The following is a 19,006-nucleotide window of genomic DNA, read 5'->3' on the forward strand; positions in this document are numbered from 1 at the left end:
CAGGGTGGGGAAATTCACTGATCGAGACCGGGGAATCTCGACGATCGTCAACACGCGCTGGTGTTGTCCGATACATTCTTGAGGACACGCATGAGCCCGACGCGCCCTACATCGATGACCCCCACTTCCGGTTTGTTGGAGTTGGTGCTGTCCAGGCCCCGGATGAGCTCGGTCATTCGAACTTCTGGATAACCCTGTATCTCGCAGACTGCTTGGCCGAAAGTTAAATCCTCTCGATTAATACCGCTAATAGGCAAGCAAACTACTTTCGGCGACTCCAGCGGCAGAAGTCATTGCCGAGATCCGCTGCCCCAGTTCTGATCACCGAAGTTCTTCCTACCTAGTCATGCACCACTCCGAAAGCGGAGGATACGCGCAGTTCAAATCGTGCCTAGGGTGTGTGTTGTGCCGGGGGATGCGGCACAGACATTGCGAACGGAGACGCGACGACAGCATCAGATCTGGTAACAGCATCAAGGCCGGATGGTCATGCCCAGCCAGTCCGCCCCCGAGACCCGTCCGTTCTCCATAACTGCGGCAGGTGCTGGCGGGAGAAACGACTCTCGGCGTCAGAGGGTGGGCCGAACTTGACGGGGCGGCGGGTAGTCAGAGGTCGACGCTGACAGCTAGGGCCTGGTTCCTGAGTTCGGTGCTCTGCGATCGGATATCCTTGATGTCATCCCGGAGCTGCCGCATGAAGTCTTCGTAAGTTCCGGTGTACAGAGCGATGGCGCACTGGATCACGGATAGCGTGGTCTCTCGGAGTTCGTCGGACTCGGCCGCTGAGAAGGCAACAGCGGAGGTTCGCACACGGGACGACACCGGCAGAGTTATGAGGTATAGCGGCATCGTGAACTGTTTGCTTTCCAGCGCCACTCCCCACGACACCAGCTTCGCGAACGGGAACTCCCTGGAGTAGCGGCTTCCTGAGTAGACGATCCGCTGGTTGGAGACCACCATCGCGCCACCACTGTCGAGGATCTTCCACTCCTCAGACGACTCGGTGATCTTCCCTGCGTGCATACCTGGCCTGTAATAGACACCCTTGGCAATGCGAATGCTCATCCCGTGCGACGAGCCCTTGTAAGAGCGTGTAACGGTCCGGAGTTCCACCAGAGCCACCCCCCTCAGCTGAAACAGAATCTCCTCGCCCCGCTTGGGAATGACCGACAAGTCCGGATCCGCCTCATCCCACATGCTCGCGGGGTCACTGAGCAGATCCGCCAACTCGGCGTTCGACTCTGCCTTCCTGAGCAAGTCGGCTGCTTCCTCCTCGAGGGCAACACGTTGCCGGGCTGCCTCAGCCAGCCGTTTCTTCTCTCTACGCCTACGTAGCATGCTTCTCCCTTAGGAAACCAGGGGGAAGACTAGGCCAACCCCCCGCCCGTCTCGTAGCGCCCCCGGGTCTTCCCAACACACCATCGCGTTCTCCATTTGCGTCTCTAGCGGCACCACCGAGCCCGTGTCCGATGTCGAGCGTCAATCAATCAGCGCCGTGCGGGTGGTACAGTCGAGCAACAAGTGAGCACAGGGGCAAGAAGATCTGATGTTCGTCCCTGCCCAGATTGAGTCGACAACAGCCCTTGACTGTACGACACGTTTTCTCGAGCCCATCCACGCACGCCAAACGAACGAACATGGAAGACATGACCACCTGCCTCCCCGAACTGGAACCAGCGTCGTCACGGGTGCTCGACGGAGTGAACCAAACAACAAACGTGTTGCACGAACATTGAGCGTCGAATTCCCGGAGATCAACGCAACGTGAAGCGCATCGGGCACGCGGCGGTCCTCTGCCTGATGATTCTGATCGCGGCCTGCGGCGGTTCGGTCAACGACCCAACAACTACGGCGTCGACGGCCCCTGCGACCACGACCACAACGCCCCAAACCACGACCACCAGACCGACCACCACAACCACCACCAGACCGACCACCACGACGACGCAAGGGCGTCCCCTTCCACGGACATGCGGCCAGGCCGCCGACGAAGGTTGGTCTAAGTCCGAGTTCCTACGAGCTTGGGAGGCTGCCGGGTCGCCTAGCCGCTACGACCGCGACGGTGACGGCGACCCCTGCGAGAGTCTTTGACCGCTAGGCGGCGACTCTGCGTGCTACTGCAGGACTGGCACTGTGCATGACGTGGCGATCTCTCGAACGAAGAAGGTCAGCCCCAACAGGAAAAGGCCAGCCGAACGTCCGGTGAGGTAGCTCCCAGGTCCGAAGGGAGAAGACTCGCCGTCTGAGACACCTCGTGGACTCGCATGCAGATCGGAAGTGCTAGACGGCGACGGCAGATCACCCACGGGTAGCTGGCCATGAACTGATGAGCTACCTAGCGAGATGCCTTGGATAGGGCTCCGGGGGTGGGACTTGAACCCACAACCAACGGATTAACAGACCGTTCAAAACACCTGGCCAGACGTGATTTAGGTGTATCCTGTCCCTCAGGCTGCTCCCGCTCTCGGTCACGTCCACCGGATGTGGTGTATGAGGGGTTCCGCGTCGCCTCTGTTGTTGGGTTCTGTTCTACTGATTTGGGTTCGGAGTGCGACTCCTCGGTGAGTTGTTGTAGTTCGGGTTCGAGGAGGCGGATGCGGGCTGGGCGGGGCTGGCGAGGCTCGTGTAGCGGTGACAGATGGATGTCCCCCGCTTTGGTGGAAACCCACCAACCAACTCACTAGACCGCGCAGTTTCAACCGGCCCAAACCGCGAAACTTTCGACCGGCATTAACATCGTTTACCGACATTGACATCGTTTAACTGATGGCCATCACGAGCGCGTGAAGCATGTGCGCGAGAAGAACTGCACCGGATCGCTGTAGTCCCGGGGAGCGGTCCTGCCTAGCATCTACGCCAAGGCGATGGCAAACTCGTCCAGGCTGAAGGAGCACCCTTCACGGACCTCCTCTCGGAGGGTAACGACCTTGTACCAGGGTGTCATCAACCATCACCTCTCTCTAGATGCCGCCCTCGACGCACTCGCACGCGACTCCGGGTCACCACGATCAAGGCTCCTTCACGAATCGCATCGGCCTCGTGCTCGAGAAGACTTCTCATCGCCGACACCTTCTCTTCAACCCGCATGTCAACGAACCGGATGATGCCGGAGTGTGCCAGCCCGCGCACGAATACCAACTCGCCGAAGTCCTTGTCCTCGGTGATCAGCACCCGCCCCTCCTCCAACGCCACGGCGAGCACTTCTACGTCAGAAGCGTTCAGGTCCCGGTCCGCGACCGTTGACACATCGTGGCTCCGGCTGGCCAGCATCGCCCTCATGGCTCGGGATGACGCGCATACGTCGAGCAGGAACCTCATGGCCGGCTACCGCACCGCCAAGCGCTCGTGCACCTGCTCGCCGGCCAGCGATCGGTGGGCAAATACCAGACAGGCCTGGATGTCCTCCGCTTCGAGGAACGTGTACTCCCGCAAGATGGTTGCGGCTGTCTCCCCGGCCGCGAGCATCCCTAGAACATGCTCCACAGCAATACGCATGTCCCTGATGATGGGTTTCCCACCGAACACCTCAGGCCGCACCGTGATGCGGTCCAGCAGCTCTCTTTCGTTTTTCATGATCCAGTCCTCCTATCTCGGCAAAACAGACTCAGCCTCGGGCCGCCAGCAGCATCGCATCCAGCAGGCGCTTCTCCTCCCTGCCGCGGGGGTAGAGGGCGATCAGCACGTTGGCGAGACACAGGAAGTCGGGGCCTCGCTCGTTTTCTACCTGCAGCAAGTTGCGTAACGCCTAGCTGCGGAGTGACGCGACGGAATAGCTCCGTGCGCAGCCCGATAAGGCCAGCAACCACAGAGCCGAGACCGTCTGCCTGAACCGTCTCCACACGCATCAACTCGCTGAACAGCGGGCCCGTCAGAACCTGACCTTCACAGATTCGGGTCTTGTCCGCCAACAGCTGTGCCTCTCTCACTGGTTCATCAATGCAAGCCCGAGAAGCCGGTTTCCCAGACACTGGTCGGACTGAGGCTTACAGCGTACGCGATGTCTACCTCAACACGGGAACTGCTGTTGACGCTGAAGTGGAGTTGGCCCGCCAGAATGGACACTGATTGAGGGGAAAACCGGGCGACTCAGACCGACGCAGCCTACTGCCCACGATTTACAACCCCACCCGCCCAAAACAAGGCGAGAACCGTCACAAGCAGGCGGCGTGGAAACCGACATCAGAAGCCCATACCCCATCTTTCTCGGCACCTTCCTACAGGTCAAACCGGGCGGCGCCGGTTCCCACGACTCCTTCGCCAGACGCAGATGCCGTCCTCGTGGTGCGCCTGAGGGGCTGGACCTCCGAAAGCGTATGGTCATCTCCTAACGCTTGGAGTGCCCTCGTCCGCAACGCTCGGTTGGTCAGTGGCATGGGTTGGCTAGCGTTTGGCTGCGGTGCGTTCGATGCGGATGAGCATCGCCGCCGAGGGGGTGACTTTGCCGTTGAGGTAGGTGCTGAGCCGGGACGGGCTGGTGCCCACCGACGACGCGAATTCTCCCTGGGTGGTTCCCGCGGACGCTAGTGCGGCCCGGACGCGGGCCGCTACCTTTGCCCGGTCGTCGCGTTCGGTTTCGGTGCGGGCGCGCCGTATCGCCAACGCGAAGAGCGTGCTTGTTCCGTCGGGGTTGCGGTAGCCGAGGTAGCGCTCGACGCGTCGGGCCACCGTACCCCACGGCGATCGCCGGATCTCCGCGAAGACGGGCTGCCAGTCGGGGACCAGTCCGCGGTCTATCGCGGTCACCAACGCCTCGTAGGGCCAGGTCCTGACGTCGTCGGACGGGTGGGCGTCGACATTGCGGAACGACAGGCCGCTCATGCGGCGCCGCTCAATCGCAGGGCGAGTGCCTGGGAGGCCTCCACCACATCCGACCAGCGATGCCAGCGCGGGTCGAGGCCCTTGTAGCGGGACAGTTCGTTTACCACGTCGGCGTCGCGCGGCGACGGCTCAGCCAGCGCAACCACCAGCGAGGTCAGCACCGACCCCGGATCTTCGGAACGGTCGAGGTAATAGTCGTCGATACCCGACAACGCGCCCTGGGCCGCGTCAGCGCCCATATGGTCCACAAGAGCGACTACGTCTATGAAGTCGCGCACCACACTGCGCTGCACCACCAAAAATGCCTTCACCCGCAGAGCCTCCGCCGCCGTCGGCGCCACCACCACCGCATCGGGACCGACAGACACCTCGACAGTTTCCAGCGGCCTGCGCCGGCGCAACTGGCGGAGCCCCGCCTCGACACCATAAAGGCTTCCCATGATCGTGAACGGCGGCTTGGAAGCACGCACCGACGTAGCCCACCCCTCAGTCGCCTCCACCGCCTCCAGCACCGCCTCGTAACGGTCAACGAGATCAGCCAGAACATGGTCATGATCCACAGAGTGACGATGACCGGCATACAACGCCGCGGCCGATCCTCCCACCAGCACAGCATCGGGAACCACAGACTGCAGACGCGCCGCCGAATACAGCACCCGCCGCAACATCGGACTGATCTCACCGCTCACCTGACTCATCCGCCTTATCATAACCGATAAGACACCGCCTCATCTGCGCACACCCCTGACCTCCCAACCCGCGGCGCGGAACCCCACCCTTACACCACATCCCTGGACGTGACCGTTGTGATCGCCGAGTTCCGTGCCAGCTCGCGGATCGATCAACGGACACAAGCTAGCGAGGGGGTCTTGATCTTGCCGGCCCAAGCTCCGCAGTGGATACAGGGCTATGCGAGGCTCCACTGCCCAAGCTTGGTTTACAAGAAGCACCCCGAACCCCTGAGGCCCAAACACAGTGTTTCCCCAGGTCAGGCGGGTTCTGAGTAGTGAGGTGTGACTTGCAGTGTTACGTCAACGGGCGGCTTTCAGAAGCCTGGAGCCGGTACGTCAGCCGATCTCGATGAGCAATCACCGGTCGCGACGGCGCAACAAGCTGACCTGAGATCATCTGCGTCCCTCAACGAAGGCCGGGGCCGTAACCCTGGCACCACAAGAATGGACTCCACTCACCTCGGCTCGTGCGAGGAGCTCGTCGATGGTAAGCGGTTCTTCGGAAAGTAGGATGCTTCTGTGAATTTCAGTGATCGCCGTCACAGCACCAATCGGCACACGTGGCACGGACTGTCACCTGATCTGGTTTTTCTGTCCTTTTGGTTGTGGCACGATCTGAACTGAGACAGCCATGAACCGTTCCGGGTTTCGCAGGATGGCGGCCTTTGTGTTTGTCGTGGCTGCTGTGATGTTCGGGTTGTCGTCTGGGGCGGCGGCTGAGTCTGATGAGTCCGAGGGGCCGGCCCGGCCGGTGAATGTTCGAGTGGTCGCCGGGGGGGAGGGATCGGTGACGGTGGCGTGGGATGTGCCTGAGGGCCGGCCGGATCCAGATGGCTACCAGGTTTATTACCGTTTGGCGGCGGCGGAGAGTGGCAGCCAGCCGGTTGAGGCGCATTGGTGGTACTACTGGGATGAGAGTTATGTGGGCTCAGATTCTCGGCGGGCTCGGGTGCCACGGCTGGCCGATGGTGTCTGGTACGAGTTCACCGTCGTGGCCGTGTATGGCGACGGGGAACTTCGGTGGTCTGATGATTCGGTGCTGGCCCGGCCGGGTGGGATGGTGCCTGGGGTGCGGCTACCAGATGCGCCCGTCGCAGCAATCGTGAGCGCTGGAGGACGGGGCTCGGTGACGGTGGAGTGGGAACCCCCGGTTGATGATGGCGGGTCTGCGGTAACTGGCTACGAGGTCTGGTACGTACTTGAACAGGATCGCTCGACTGAGACTTCGGAGGAAGCGCGCAACGTGTTGTGGACCAGGGCAGGGGACATTCTGGGTCCGGACGCACGTAGATACCGGATCGCCGGTCTCTTGGACTACCAGCGGTACGAGGTGATAGTTGGGGCAGTGAACGAGGCCGGGCGTGGGTTGTTCGCTTCGGTGTGGGGGACCGCTAATGGTGATGATCACGGCCCGTTGGGGTTGATCGCAGATCACCGTTTCGCCAGGTCGTACTCACTCGGCACCGACGTCTGGGGGGTGTGGGTGTGCGACGTGGCGGACGGCGACCTGCCGGTTGATGCGGCGGATGTCGCCGGGCTGCTGAACCGGGAGATCACCCCGTATTTCTCTTGGCTGTCCGGCGGCTGGTACCTGCCTGAGTTCGTCGCCCGTGGCGTTGTTGAGGCCGACCCCGCCCACTCATCGCAGCGTGCCGGTGATTACGAGTGCGAGGACCGGGTGGCGGAAGTCTCCGAAGGCGGCACGCAGGGAGCGGTGATCGTTCTCGACAAGGACGTGGATGTCAGCTCGGGAGGGGTCGGGTGGCGGCACAGTTCGTATATTGATGGGATGTGGACGGTGTCGGCCGGGACGTTCCCCGACAACAGTCGTTCCGTTCATCTGACGGCGGGGACTGTGTTGCCCGTCTCGGCTTACTGTTCCGACTGCCAGTACCCGGGCCATGTCCACCTGGATGTCGTGGCCCACGAGATCGGCCATGCGCTGGGATGGCCCCACTCGTTCGGCGGTAACCGGTCCGAGACCAGCGAAGCGCTCCTCGAGATCGACATTTATGTCGATGAGTACGACAACCCCATGGACTTGATCAGTGGCAGCCCACCGGGATGGGAACTACAACGGAATGGGCTGGTAGCCGGCACTATTGCGGTCAACAGGTACGCGGCGGGCTGGATCCCCCCCGGCGATGTGGCTGTACACGAGGGTGGAATCGCCAGCTACGTTCTGGCTCCCGTCGGCATCTCCGGCACACAAATGCTGGTCCTACCCACCGGAGACACCGGGCACTTCGTCTCATTGGGTGCTCGGGTGGCCTCGGGCTACGACGCCGGCATACCCGCCGAAGGTGTCGAGGTCTACCTAATCGACCAGCGCGCCACGGCCTGCACACCCGAATCCCCACCGGCCAACCCGGATCGGCTCACCTGCACCGGCACCTACCGGCGTACCCGGCAGGTCCCGCCGCCTCCGGACAACGATCAAGAGGTCTACGAACTGACCGACCACATATACGGCCCCGGTGATCAACTGACCGTCGAAGGTTTCCAGGTCGAGGTCACCGAACGGGTCGGGGACCGGTTCCGGGTATGGGTCCGCAGTCCTCATGTCGGGACGTTCGCGGAGGGGATTATATACAATACTTGACAGCTAGCGGAAACTCCTGTATACTCGATGGTACATCGAGCGGGAGAAACCGGCATGGGAGTCAACGCACCAGGAAGAGCGGATCGGGAGGGCATCAGCCTCTTTGAGATCTTCGAGATGTTCCCGGACGAGGGCTCGGCCATCGACTGGTTCGAGACCATCCGTTGGCCGGACGGTACCAAGTGGTGCCCACGTTGCGGCTCTGACGAGACGGACGTTGTGGAGAGCGGGAGGCCGATGCCATATCGCTGTAGCTCTTGTCGGAAGTACTTCTCGGTCAGGACCGGGACGGTCATGGAATCATCCAAGCTCCCGCTACGGAAGTGGGTGATCGCTCTTTACCTCTGTACTACGAACCTCAAGGGCGTGAGCAGCATGAAGCTCCACCGGGACCTGGGGATCACCCAGAAGACGGCCTGGTTCATGTTGGGCCGCATTCGCGAGGGGTGGGACAACGCCGTGGGGGACGGATTCCTCGAAGGGTCTGTGGAGGTCGATGAGACCTACATCGGCGGTCTGGAGAAGAACAAACCACGCTCCAAGCGCAGGGGGGTAGGGGGAGGTCCTAGCGGCAAGGCCGCGGTGGTCGGAGCCAAGAGCCGTGAGGACGGAAAGGTAGTGGCCAGGGTAGTGGAGGATGCGTCCGGGCCGACCCTGTTCGGTTTCATCGGTACTCACGTCCGGAGAGGCGGGACGCTGTATACGGATGGGGCTCCGGCGTATCAGGGTGTCAGCATGGCTCACGATCTGGATCATCAGGTGGTCCGTCATCGGGTAGGGGAGTACGTCCGCGGAGACGTGCATACCCAGGGGGTGGAGAGCTTCTGGTCGATGCTCAAGCGCGGGTACCACGGGACCTATCACAAGATGAGTTTCAAGCATCTGAAGCGCTATGTGGCAGAGTTCTGCGCCCGTCACAACGTCAGGGATCTGGATACCATCGACCAGATGGCCGCTCTCGCCAAGGCGATGGAGGGCCGGAGGTTGCGCTACGCCGACCTGATCGAGGGACCGCAGGTATGCGGTCCTAAGCGTTCGACATGAGCGAGGAGCGCGAGCCGGACTATGTGATCGAGGTTCGACATGAGGTAGATGCCTTCGACGTGGTGATGGCCGCTGTCGGAGGTTGCTTCATGGGTCTCCTGCTTGTTCTGTTAGCCGTTGTGGGTTTCATGTTCTTGGTAGGCCCGTGGTTGTTGGCAGAATTACAAGAGCAGTTTACGGCGTCTATCGTTTATGATTCCTCTTCTCGGAGATAATTCGCGCGAATTTTTTCTGTCCGCATTTTTCGACGAGAAATTGGTGGTATGCTCTTGGTGTATGGTCCTATACACAGGAAGGATTCCGATGCCTGGACCGAAGAGCCATGATCATTTCCCGGGTTGTGGCTGTCCAAGAGGCAGAGATCCTCATCCACGGCGAGCTTTCGAGCCGCCGAGAACACCAGAGCCGAGGTCGGCGGAGGAACTGGCCAGGGCTCTGTTCTACTCGAACGACAAGCGATTCATGAGACGGGATCGCCGAGTCGGGTAGAGGCTGGGTGACGGGAGACCCGATCCCAACGGTTGGCCCAGATACGGCTTTCCGTTGTTTGAGTGGATCGGGTTCCCGTCCCACTTCGCGACTCTAGCACCCATTCAGCGCGCGATCAGAAGCACTACCAGGACGATCAGAAGCACTACGGTGGTTGCCGCCAGCGCTCCGAGGATTACGGCGGTTCGGGCGAAGCGTTTGATAGGTCCGGCCTTGCGCCGACGACGGAATCGGATGCTTTCATAGAGCCGCATCAGAGGATCCTTGACAGGATCGTGATCAATAGGATGATCCCGCCTACCACCACGACTACGGATGCCACGATTCCCAGGATCAGTCCCATGGTACTGGCGAACCAGCCCTTGAACTCGTCAGAGGGTTTCTCGTACATAGGCGGTCCCTTCTGGTCGGGTGACTGGCATCAAGCCATCAACACCAGAGACTCAACCGACCGAAGGGACCATGCAGATGCACAGTCACCTTCACGAGGCCGGTTGAGCAATGTCGGTGTTGATGGCTGGGATCAGCCTAGCGCGGGAAGAGGGGATGTAGGATGGAGAAGGTCAGGCTTCCGGCCTTCCCCTAGATGTCGGGTGGTCGGGAGTCTGACCAACGTTACCACTAGACATCTCCCCTGCTCACGGTGTATATGTACGGTGAGATGAGATTTTTTCCGCCTAGTGTCCTATATAATCCCCTTCGCGGACGATGATGGCAACATCCACGAGGAGAGCATCGAGTTCATCGCCGACCGGGGCATCACCAACGGTTGCGAACCCGACCTCAACCTGTACTGCCCCGACCAGCCCGTCACGCGAGCCCAGATGGCCACCTTCCTCATACTCGCTCTAGGCGAAACCGGCAGCCCCACATCGGGACCGTCCCGCTTCACCGACGTACCCGACGACTCCTGGTACCGGCCATATGTGGAACGCCTAGCAGAACTCGAGATCACCACCGGCTACTCAGACGGAACCTTCCGACCCAAAGAACCCGTAACACGAGCCCACATGGCCTTGTTCCTAACCCGCGCCTTCGACGGACTGGCCCCAGTGGAAACACCCACCGGAGTCTTCGACGACGTACCCGCCGACGTGTCCTACGCCGCCGCAGTGGAAGGCATCCTCGCCGCCGGCGTTACCCAAGGTTGCAACAAGACACCAGGCCACAACTACTGCCCGAAAGAACCCGTACGCCACGACCAACTCGCCACATTCCTCACCCGCGCCCTCCAAACCCCCGACTGATCAAAGCCCCACACCGACACACCCCCGTCCCGAGCGTTCCTCTCCAGAGGCGACAATCCCCTTCCCACTTGTCCAGGAGCGGTGCGGCATGGGGATTGACCGGCCGCATCCCCCCGATGTTCTGCCCCGGGGGGTCTCGATGCCTTCAGTTCCTCGGGACCTCAATTCCCGTGCTGTGGCCGTGTGAAGAACCAAGCTTCTTGTTTGATCGCGGGGCAACTTCTCCCCATCTCGGCGCATGGCCACGGTGCTGACCGACCGAACAGGCTCCATCAACTGAGTCGGTGCGCAGCGGAGCGGCGTACTCCAACACGGCCCATCCAACGTTGGTCCTTGAGTGGGAACGAGTTCGCGTGTCGCAGGTGGCTCGATGGCGGGGACTGTCAACCCGGAGCCTGTCGTGTGACGGTCTGTTCTATGCCGGTTTCGGTGATGATCTTCACCGCGATCTGGCCGTTCTTGGGGGGTGGAAAGGGGGCGGATTTGGTGGAGAAGGTGGCGTCCCATCGGAGTTGGTCGATGCCTCGGCCGAGGGCTTTGCGGAGGCGTTTGATCTGGCGGTCGTTAGCGGCGTTGGGGAAATGGATGCGGCGGGCGAAGAAGCTGTGGCCGTCGTGGTCGGTGTCGATCATCCAGCAGGCCACGTCGCTTGCTGTGCCGCTGTTGAGGCCTCCGGTTCGGGGGTTGAAGGTATCGAAACCGCGTAGCTCCACCTGGAGCTGACCGTCGGGGTTGGTCGTGATCTCGAGGTCGGGTTCGGCCAGCATGACGAACGCCTCGGAACGGCGGTCGGGATCCAACTCGCGGATCTGGAGGTCGCGGTTCATCAGGACCCGTAGCACGCGCACCCGGCCGATCCGGGTGTCGTCGGTGGTGGACGGGTCGAACGAGTACGCGGCGGCGACCAGCATCTGCGCGCCGTGGATCTGGCGGGGGGCTGCGGCAGCTGCGGCGGTGAGCATTGCCGGGGTGACCGTCACGTCCTCCGCGGCGATCATCACGGCGGCTTCCTGTTCGGGCCGCCCTATGCCCGAGCAGCGGGCCTTGTGGGTGACCAGGCTGCCGGGTCTGCCGGGCCACGGCTCGATCTCGTGGACCTCGATGGTCCTTTCGTTCAGCGTGTCGTTGATCCCGGTCCGGAGCAGGGTGTCGATCACCCGCTCCACGAAGGCGCCCGACGCGGTGGCCTGTTGCGACCGCGCCTCGTCGCTCTCGTCGATCCGGGAGAGCGGTATGTAGGCGTAGGGTGTCTCGGACTCGACCGTGAACGGCGAGCAGACCCGTACCACCTTCTTGGTCTGCTCCGGACGGTCGACCAGCTCTATGTACTCGGGCGGTAGGTCGTAGGCGAGACGGGCCGCCGACACATGGCGGACCTTCTCGTAGATGAACCCTGCCGCAGGATCAGAACTGCTAAAATTATAACTGTTCTGTTCTGTTCTGTTCTGTTCTGTTCTGATCTGATCTGATAAAATGGGTGTATAGTAGTAGTTGAACGTTGACGGGCCACTGCTACCGCCACGGCGGATGTGTCGCAGGTGATCCAGCGGCGACCCCATTTCTCCGCCATCTGAGCCGTGGTACCGGACCCGCAGGTCGGGTCAAGTACCAGATCTCCCGGGTCGGTGGCCATGAGTAGGCAGCGCTCGATAATGCGGCCGGAAGTCTGCACAACATAGCGCTTGTCCGAGGGGAAGCGCTGGCGATGCCAGATGTTGTTGATTCGTCGGCCTGGTATCTCATCCTCATAACGCTTCCAGCTAAGGTCGGAACCTGGGCCGGGGCTGTCGAGCCGACCTAGTTCAGCCAGTCGGTCCAGACCCTCCATCGAAACTACCCAATGCCGGGCGGCAGGACAAGCGTAGGTAACATCGTTCCATGCATAGGGTTCGGACCTGCCTGTGACGGAACGACCCTGGGATGTGAGCGCCGTGCGGCGGTAAAGCCGTGCCCCTTTGGGTAGAAGATCGGGATTCGTACGTTCTTCCTCGGTCAGCTTTCGAGTGGTGCCACTTGCCAATTCGACCATGACGTGCCATGTCATCAGTTCAATCTTCTCTGTCCGTGTCAAGGGCTCGTACAGTTGCCGGTATTTGACCATTGAGCGGTCTTTCGCGTACCAGAGCAAGAAGTCGGCCACACTAGGCAAGGTCTTGGCGGAGGACCCGCTCGTTGTGGCAAAGGGGATGGTGGCTACCCGGTTCTCGTGGCCGAAGACTTCGTCGAGGAGGACGGCCATGCGGTGGACGTTCTCGTCGCCGATCTGGACGAAGATCGAACCCGACTCGGTGAGGAGGTCGCGGGCCAGGGTGAGCTTCTCGATCATCTGGTCGAGGTAGCTGTCTATGCCCCGCTCGTAGGTGTCGCGGAAGGCTCGGATCATCTTGGGGTCGGCGGGCAGGCCCTTGCGGTTCTCGTCGGTCTCGCGCTGACGCACGGCCACTTGGAAGTTCGATTTGAACCCGATTCCGTAGGGTGGATCGAAGAAGATCATCTGCACCTGTCCGGCCAGGCCCTCGCGCTGGGCGAGTGAGGCCATGACGCGGGCGGACTCGCCGTGGATGAGACGGTTCTGCCAGTTGCCTGTGTGGCGGTACCACTCGTAGGAGGCGTCGGGGGGCAGGCCGTTGAAGTCCTCGAACAGGCCCATCTGGTCGGGAGCGGCCGACCGGAGGGATTCCACGAACGCTCCCGGATGGACCTTCTCGCGGATGTAGAGCGGGTAGGCGTCGAACTCGTCCGGCCTGCGGCGGCGGTCCCAGGCGAGGGTGGGCGGCTCTCCCTTGCGGCGCCGGGTGGTCCAGGTCTGGGGTCGCTGGTCCTCGTCGGGCAGGAGCGCCTGGGTCTCGGACGTGGGAATGTTGGTCCGCTCGGCGCTGTGGTGGGTGTAGTGGACGGTGGACGCCGGCTTGTTCTTCTTGGCCATGTCAGTTGCTCTCCGTCGTGGTGGATCGGGTTGTGCGTTTGATCTCGTCCGCCAGGAGGTGGTGTCCGAGCGCGGTGTCGGTGATCTCGAGGAACCTCCATCTGCGGAGGCGGGCCGGGACCTGGGGCGAGCCGGCCACGGCCGGGATCCACCAGTCGGTCAAGTAGCGGGCCTTGGTCTCCGACTCCTCGTCGGGCATGCCCTTGCATTCCACTATCAGGTGGACCGGATCGCCGTCCCGGTCGCGGACGCGGGCGACGAAGTCGGGCTCGTAGCTGCGCCACACCCCGTCGTCCAGGTAGGGGATGTCCCATCCGAGGCGGAAGTTCCGAACCCACGCCTCCACATCGTCGAAGTCCGCGTCGAGCATCCCGGCGACGGCGGCCTCGAGGTGGCTGTGGCAGGCGGCGATGTTGAGCTCCGACCGTCGGGAGTCGCCGCGGCGGCCGCCGTCGGCCGGGTAGCGGGCGGACAGCGTGGTCTCGAAATCGACGGCAGAGGTGTCGAGGGTGATAGGACCGTCCGAGTCGAACACACCGACCAGGCGGGCGCCCTCCGAACCGTCCGAGCAGGCGTCGAGAACCTGGCCCACCACGTCCTCGAGATGCGGCGTCTGGAGCACGACACGAGGGTCCGGGCAATGCACGTCGGGATGGCGCAGCCAGGTGGACACGGCCCGGCGGAGATCGGCGAAGAGCCGGCCCTTGGCGTAGACAGCCCCGTCTTCGTTGTCCTCGATCACGCGGCTGGCGCAGGCCGCGGCCAGCCGCCAGGCGGCCTGCTGGAACCGCACGTCGTCGATGCCGACCAGCTCGGGCTCGCCGGCCACGCCTTCCATCTCGACCATCGTGGGACAGTCGAGCACCGACGCTCTGTAGGGCTGCACCTTGGAGGGATCGAGCTCGATCCGGTTGGCGGCGGGTCGCCAGGCGTAGCCCGCCAGCCGTGGCAGCTCGATCCGCCGCTCGGCCCGGTCGGGGAGGGTACGGACGGTGTAGGGAGGGTTGGGGGTGGAGCGTGTTCCGGGATCGCCGGCGGGCATGAAGTCGAACGGTATGCCCAGCACCTGGGAGTACTCGGGCGTGAGCCGTCCGGCGGAGTCGAAGCTCTCGTAGTCGGTACGGCGCAGTGCTCGGCCGGTGACCTGTTCACACAGCAGCTGGGTGCTGAAGGCGCGGTAGCCGAGCACATGGGTGACGGTGCGGGTGTCCCAGCCCTCGGTGAGCATCGACACCGAGATGACGCAGCGGATGTGCTCTCCTGGCTCGCCCTCGCGCCCGACGGTGTTCAGGACGTTCCGCAGCAGCGAGATGTCATCCGTAGCACAGGCGCCACGGCGGATGGCAGCCAGCCGGGTGGCTTGCGCCTTGACCAGTTTGGCGAGCGCTCCGGTTATCTTGTCCTCGCTGTCCAGCTTGGAATGCATGAGCAGCGTCACCGGAGTCTCCTTCCACCCGGTTCCGTCATGCTCCACGTTCGAGAACTCCGCCAGCGCGCCGCGCACGTACTCTGTCCGGCCCGACTCGTCCGTTCGCTCGTAGCCGCCGATGTACTCATAGAGCGCTCGGGCGTTGGGGATGCTATTGGCCACCACGATGAACACCGGAGGGGTGCGCCGACCCGCCTTCCGCCACCTCTCCCATTCGAGCCACCAATCCGCCTGGAGCGAGGTGAGAGCGTCCTCGAGGAGTCCGGGCAGCTCCTCGCGGGTGACCTTCTTGGGTTTGGCGTTGGCGTAGATGGCCCGCCATTTGACGTCGAAGCTCTCGGCGTCGTCGTCGACCGGGAGCCGGGGTATCTTGACCAGCCCGGATTCGATGGCCTCCATCAGCGGGAAGTCGGACACCACCCACGGGAACAACTCGCCGCCGTGCTTCCTGGCCGCCGTGCTGATGAACATGGGCGTTGCAGAGAAGTCGCAGACAGCCAGCAGACGCCCCTCGCGGTGAAGATCCCGGATGGCGTTGAACCACACCCCGGCCACCTTGTCGTCCTCCCTGCTGCCTTTCGCGAGCGAAGGGTTGTAGCAGTGGTGGGCCTCGTCATTGAGCACCAGTAGCCGGTCCCGGCCCGCCAGGCCGCGCAGCACCCGGTCGAGCATCACCGCGGCGTCCTCGACCCCGGATTCACCCTCAGGGTCCAGGACCCTCCTGCCGTCGCCCGACACACCGGACAGGAGGTCACGGCGCTGGAAGGCCTGGAAGTTGACCACGGCCACCGAGGCGCGGTTGAGCCGAGCCCGCAGGTTGGGCGGCGCCAGGTCCATGCGGTCGTAGATGTTGCCCGGATGCGACGGCGCCAGTTCCCCGAGCCGTTCCCGCACCGTATGACCGGGAGTGATGGCGAGAAAGGCGCTGGTGTACGGATTCCGCCCTCTGCGCTTGGTCGCCGAGCGGCGGGTGTCGTTGACGGTGTGCCAGACCACCAACATGGCCATGACCATGGTCTTGCCCGAGCCGGTGGCCATCTTGACCGCCCAACGAACCAGGCCCTCGTTCATCTCCTCGGATAAGGGGGCGATCCGATCCCGGGCGTAGCGGCGCCCCCGGTCGGTCTCGGTGAGCCATATCACGGTCTCGACCGCCTCCATCTGGGCGAAAAAGGGCCGAATATGTCGGCCGTCGCGGGTCCAGTAGGCAAGTAAGCGGCGGGTCACGCCCGTCGCGCCCACCCAGCGGTCGCGCCGCCAGATACGTAAATGGACCCGGATCTCCTCGACGGTCTCGTTGATGTCATCGCGACTCAGCTCCAGCACACCCTGCCCCAGCTCGGTCTTCTTGGGTTTGGGAACCGGGAGGATCCCGTGCGAAGGCCGGCGGCCCACCTTGGGCGGGCGGACCGAGACAGCCCGGCCGTAGCCGTCGAGCTCCCAATGATGGCCGGGCTCCTCATAGGGAGTGTTGATCACCGGATGCGTACGGGCATCAACACCCTCGGCACCCGCCGCCCGAGCTCCAGCCCGTTTACCGCTCATAGGGCCTCAGCGTACCGGGCCGCCCGGACACGAGCCGATCCCAACCCGACTCGACCGTGGAGCCGCAGGATCCCGTAGCCCGCCACAGCTCCTTCGACTCCGCTGGCTGATCGGACGCCGACTCAGGCAGTACGCCCCTTTTCGTCTCTCCACCTGGCGAGCCCGGTCGCGCAGCCCGCAGGCGGTGACCCTGACAGACAGATCCGCCGTCACAGACAGGGCCTCGCCGATACCAGGTCCGTATTTCGGGCCGGGCCGTCCACTTCAATCTTTCGAACTATCCCGGGTCGTGTCACTCAACCGATGCAGGGACGGTCAGGGCTTCGTTGTCGTAATCGAACATACCCAAGACAACCCCCAGCCCGGTCGCGGATCCACCCCCCAGCGGTCGCGCTCATGCGCGACCGGTCGCGCATCCACCCCCCAGCGGTCGCGCATCCCCCTGAAATGGGATTTCGATGGCAGTCCGACGGGGCAGGAGGCCCTGACGGTGCCGACAAGGCTTGGAGGCGCGCTGGCCGCTGCGAGGCCCGTTGTTGTGAGAGGGAGCATCTGTCACGGGCCGCGCCCGCTCAGGGGCAACACGTCCCCGGCAGGGCTCGGGGCAACATCCCGGGCCGTGTGGCCAACCAGTCTGGCCGGGGTGGGTCCGCCCTCCGGGCGGTGGAGAGGCAGGCTACGGCAGCGGCCAGGAGCACCGACACCAGGGTTTCTTAGACAATCCCCTCGGATGAGGTCGAAGCAGCAGTGCGGGCAGGGGAGGACAGCCAAGAGGGTGCGTAGAGAGCCGGTGGGCCTGGAGCGATCGGGCAGATGGACAGAACCCCCTGGGGAACGAGAACGAGGGAACGGGGGAACGGGAACGGGAACGGGAACAGGAACGGGAACGAAGGACAGGATCGGGGACGGGACGTATGTCCTCCACGGGGCGTCAACTGGGGTTGAGAGGCGGAGTCAACTGGGGTTGAGAGGCGGAGCCAAGTTTTCATTAAAATGCCGAACCCCATATTAGGGGGCTGGTAAGCCGGCTATCAGGGGGTGATAGATGAGCAACAGCAGCGAAGAGGTCCGGCCACGGCAGAATGCCGAAACCCTCCGCATGCTTGCCGCGATCGACGCCGCCGAACAGCTCGACGCCGCCGAGACACAATGGGCCCGGGCACGGGAGCGCCTCCATCAAGCAGTGGCGACTCTCCACCGTATCGACCGATTCAGCCAGGCTGAGATCGCCAGACTGGTAGGCCGCTCCCAGTCGGCGATCTCCAACCTGCTCCGTAACCGGCCGTGACAGGATTTCACGTCCATAGGGACATACGTCCCCCACCCTATGGGGACATATGTCCTCATTTTAATGAAAACTTGGCTCACTCCCAGACCACCCCGACAGGGACATACGTCCCCTTCCCCGGCTCCCCGTGTCCTGTCTACCCACCCCGCCGCTCCAGCCCCGCCCACCGGCCAACCCACCACCAGCTTCGCTGCCCTCCCCTACCCGCACCCCACCCCCATCCTCGCCGACCGGATGCGCACAAAACCCCAGGTAGACGACCCTAAACGCACCCCGGGCTCCGGACCAACCCCTCGCTAGCAGGCCCCCACCACCGCACGCTGGCCACCCCTCCCCCGCCCACACCTGCCGGCCGGGCCGCGGTGCTATCCCAAAGCCTGCAGGGACATGTGTCCCCCTCGGTGACCTCGTGACCCGGACACATGTCCCACCACCACAACGGGCCGCAGCCCGCCACCGTGCCGCCGAGCCCCCAATCGCTGCCCCCAGAGCTTCTGCTCCATCAAGCTGACTACAAAACCCCAGGTCACAAGGATGCGCGACCGGAAGCGCGACCGCATGCGCGACCGCCACCACCCCTCCCCCATCAACATAGAACACCCCGACTCGCTCACCGGGACACATGTCCCACTCCCCACAACCGCCGGACGCTCCTCGTGTCAACGTCGGGTGAATACTGAGCACTTCTGGCCGGTCGAAAATTGCGCGGTGGTTCCGTAGTTTTCGATGACCCTGGGGCCGTTTTGGTCGGCTCTGGGAGGAAAGGGTGTATGGAGTTGCCCCGGGTTTGCCGGAGAGTGAGGTGATACCCCAGTTTTCCGGAGTCGTCATTTTTGAATTGGTGGTGTGCTGACCCGCGATAAGGAGGGGTCTCATGCCATATCGAT

General features: G+C 63.0%; 16 protein-coding genes. 4 read left to right on the forward strand and 12 right to left on the reverse strand.

The window, feature by feature from the left end; genetic code table 11:
* Positions 1-47: 47 nt before the first annotated feature.
* The 7 genes from OXM57_05075 to OXM57_05105 all read right to left on the reverse strand — a co-directional run bounded on the left by OXM57_05075 (position 48) and on the right by OXM57_05105 (position 5,516).
* Positions 48-176 (reverse strand): hypothetical protein, encoded by a 129-nt coding sequence (locus tag OXM57_05075; protein ID MDE0352040.1) that lies wholly within the window; start codon positions 174-176, stop codon positions 48-50.
* 430 nt (positions 177-606) lie between these two features.
* Entirely contained in the window at positions 607-1,338 is a 732-nt protein-coding gene (locus tag OXM57_05080; GenBank protein MDE0352041.1) for a hypothetical protein, read from the reverse strand.
* Between the two features lie 1,605 nt (positions 1,339-2,943).
* Positions 2,944-3,318 carry a DUF5615 family PIN-like protein gene (locus OXM57_05085; protein MDE0352042.1) on the reverse strand — a complete coding sequence of 125 codons (375 nt, stop codon included), beginning with the start codon at positions 3,316-3,318 and terminating at the stop codon, positions 2,944-2,946.
* A gap of 6 nt (positions 3,319-3,324) precedes the next feature.
* Positions 3,325-3,573, reverse strand: coding sequence for a DUF433 domain-containing protein (locus OXM57_05090; protein MDE0352043.1), 249 nt, complete (start codon positions 3,571-3,573; stop codon positions 3,325-3,327).
* A 31-nt stretch (positions 3,574-3,604) separates the two neighbouring features.
* Positions 3,605-3,733 (reverse strand): hypothetical protein, encoded by a 129-nt coding sequence (locus tag OXM57_05095; protein ID MDE0352044.1) that lies wholly within the window; start codon positions 3,731-3,733, stop codon positions 3,605-3,607.
* A gap of 647 nt (positions 3,734-4,380) precedes the next feature.
* The gene (locus tag OXM57_05100) at positions 4,381-4,818 is read right to left on the reverse strand and encodes a helix-turn-helix transcriptional regulator (protein ID MDE0352045.1); all 438 of its coding nucleotides are present in this window, start codon (positions 4,816-4,818) and stop codon (positions 4,381-4,383) included.
* On the reverse strand, positions 4,815-5,516 hold the full coding sequence (locus tag OXM57_05105) for a hypothetical protein (GenBank protein MDE0352046.1): 702 nt from the start codon (positions 5,514-5,516) through the stop codon (positions 4,815-4,817). The genes OXM57_05100 and OXM57_05105 overlap by 4 nt, the downstream gene beginning before the upstream one ends.
* Positions 5,517-6,237: 721 nt before the next feature.
* Here OXM57_05105 and OXM57_05110 point away from each other — a divergent pair.
* Both OXM57_05110 and OXM57_05115 read left to right on the forward strand, forming a co-directional pair.
* A complete protein-coding gene (locus OXM57_05110) occupies positions 6,238-8,151 on the forward strand; it encodes a fibronectin type III domain-containing protein (GenBank protein MDE0352047.1) in 1,914 nt (637 codons plus the stop codon).
* A gap of 54 nt (positions 8,152-8,205) precedes the next feature.
* Positions 8,206-9,195, forward strand: a complete 990-nt coding sequence (locus OXM57_05115) for an IS1595 family transposase (GenBank protein ID MDE0352048.1) — start codon at positions 8,206-8,208, stop codon at positions 9,193-9,195.
* Positions 9,196-9,788: 593 nt separating this feature from the next.
* Here the strand turns inward: OXM57_05115 and OXM57_05120 are convergent.
* Both OXM57_05120 and OXM57_05125 read right to left on the reverse strand, forming a co-directional pair.
* On the reverse strand, positions 9,789-9,938 hold the full coding sequence (locus OXM57_05120) for a hypothetical protein (protein MDE0352049.1): 150 nt from the start codon (positions 9,936-9,938) through the stop codon (positions 9,789-9,791).
* Positions 9,938-10,075, reverse strand: coding sequence for a hypothetical protein (locus OXM57_05125; protein ID MDE0352050.1), 138 nt, complete (start codon positions 10,073-10,075; stop codon positions 9,938-9,940). The genes OXM57_05120 and OXM57_05125 overlap by 1 nt, the downstream gene beginning before the upstream one ends.
* A 289-nt stretch (positions 10,076-10,364) precedes the next feature.
* Here OXM57_05125 and OXM57_05130 point away from each other — a divergent pair, with 289 nt between their 5' ends.
* Complete coding sequence (locus OXM57_05130; GenBank protein ID MDE0352051.1) at positions 10,365-10,931, forward strand: S-layer homology domain-containing protein; 567 nt, start codon at positions 10,365-10,367, stop codon at positions 10,929-10,931.
* Between the two features lie 383 nt (positions 10,932-11,314).
* Here OXM57_05130 and OXM57_05135 read toward each other — a convergent pair whose 3' ends face one another.
* The 3 genes from OXM57_05135 to OXM57_05145 are packed head-to-tail and all read right to left on the reverse strand — an operon-like array spanning position 11,315 to position 16,831.
* A complete protein-coding gene (locus OXM57_05135; protein ID MDE0352052.1) occupies positions 11,315-12,298 on the reverse strand; it encodes a hypothetical protein in 984 nt (327 codons plus the stop codon).
* Positions 12,253-13,857, reverse strand: coding sequence for a site-specific DNA-methyltransferase (locus tag OXM57_05140; GenBank protein MDE0352053.1), 1,605 nt, complete (start codon positions 13,855-13,857; stop codon positions 12,253-12,255). The genes OXM57_05135 and OXM57_05140 overlap by 46 nt, the downstream gene beginning before the upstream one ends.
* A 1-nt stretch (position 13,858) precedes the next feature.
* Positions 13,859-16,831: a DEAD/DEAH box helicase family protein gene (locus tag OXM57_05145; GenBank protein ID MDE0352054.1), complete on the reverse strand. Its 2,973-nt coding sequence runs from the start codon at positions 16,829-16,831 to the stop codon at positions 13,859-13,861.
* 1,045 nt (positions 16,832-17,876) lie between these two features.
* Between OXM57_05145 and OXM57_05150 the strand changes: the two genes are divergently transcribed.
* On the forward strand, positions 17,877-18,119 hold the full coding sequence (locus OXM57_05150; GenBank protein ID MDE0352055.1) for a hypothetical protein: 243 nt from the start codon (positions 17,877-17,879) through the stop codon (positions 18,117-18,119).
* Positions 18,120-19,006: the final 887 nt, after the last annotated feature.

It is taken from the genome of bacterium, assembly GCA_028820935.1.
GTDB lineage: Bacteria > Actinomycetota > Acidimicrobiia > Spongiisociales > Spongiisociaceae > Spongiisocius.

Coding starts and splice junctions, on each gene's coding strand:
- OXM57_05075 (MDE0352040.1), bottom strand. CDS start 176: ATGACCGAGCTCATCCGGGGCCTGGACAGCACCAACTCCAACAAACCG.
- OXM57_05080 (MDE0352041.1), bottom strand. CDS start 1,338: ATGCTACGTAGGCGTAGAGAGAAGAAACGGCTGGCTGAGGCAGCCCGG.
- OXM57_05085 (MDE0352042.1), bottom strand. CDS start 3,318: ATGAGGTTCCTGCTCGACGTATGCGCGTCATCCCGAGCCATGAGGGCG.
- OXM57_05090 (MDE0352043.1), bottom strand. CDS start 3,573: ATGAAAAACGAAAGAGAGCTGCTGGACCGCATCACGGTGCGGCCTGAG.
- OXM57_05100 (MDE0352045.1), bottom strand. CDS start 4,818: ATGAGCGGCCTGTCGTTCCGCAATGTCGACGCCCACCCGTCCGACGAC.
- OXM57_05105 (MDE0352046.1), bottom strand. CDS start 5,516: ATGAGTCAGGTGAGCGGTGAGATCAGTCCGATGTTGCGGCGGGTGCTG.
- OXM57_05110 (MDE0352047.1), top strand. CDS start 6,238: ATGTTCGGGTTGTCGTCTGGGGCGGCGGCTGAGTCTGATGAGTCCGAG.
- OXM57_05115 (MDE0352048.1), top strand. CDS start 8,206: ATGGGAGTCAACGCACCAGGAAGAGCGGATCGGGAGGGCATCAGCCTC.
- OXM57_05120 (MDE0352049.1), bottom strand. CDS start 9,938: ATGCGGCTCTATGAAAGCATCCGATTCCGTCGTCGGCGCAAGGCCGGA.
- OXM57_05125 (MDE0352050.1), bottom strand. CDS start 10,075: ATGTACGAGAAACCCTCTGACGAGTTCAAGGGCTGGTTCGCCAGTACC.
- OXM57_05140 (MDE0352053.1), bottom strand. CDS start 13,857: ATGGCCAAGAAGAACAAGCCGGCGTCCACCGTCCACTACACCCACCAC.
- OXM57_05145 (MDE0352054.1), bottom strand. CDS start 16,831: ATGAGCGGTAAACGGGCTGGAGCTCGGGCGGCGGGTGCCGAGGGTGTT.
- OXM57_05150 (MDE0352055.1), top strand. CDS start 17,877: ATGAGCAACAGCAGCGAAGAGGTCCGGCCACGGCAGAATGCCGAAACC.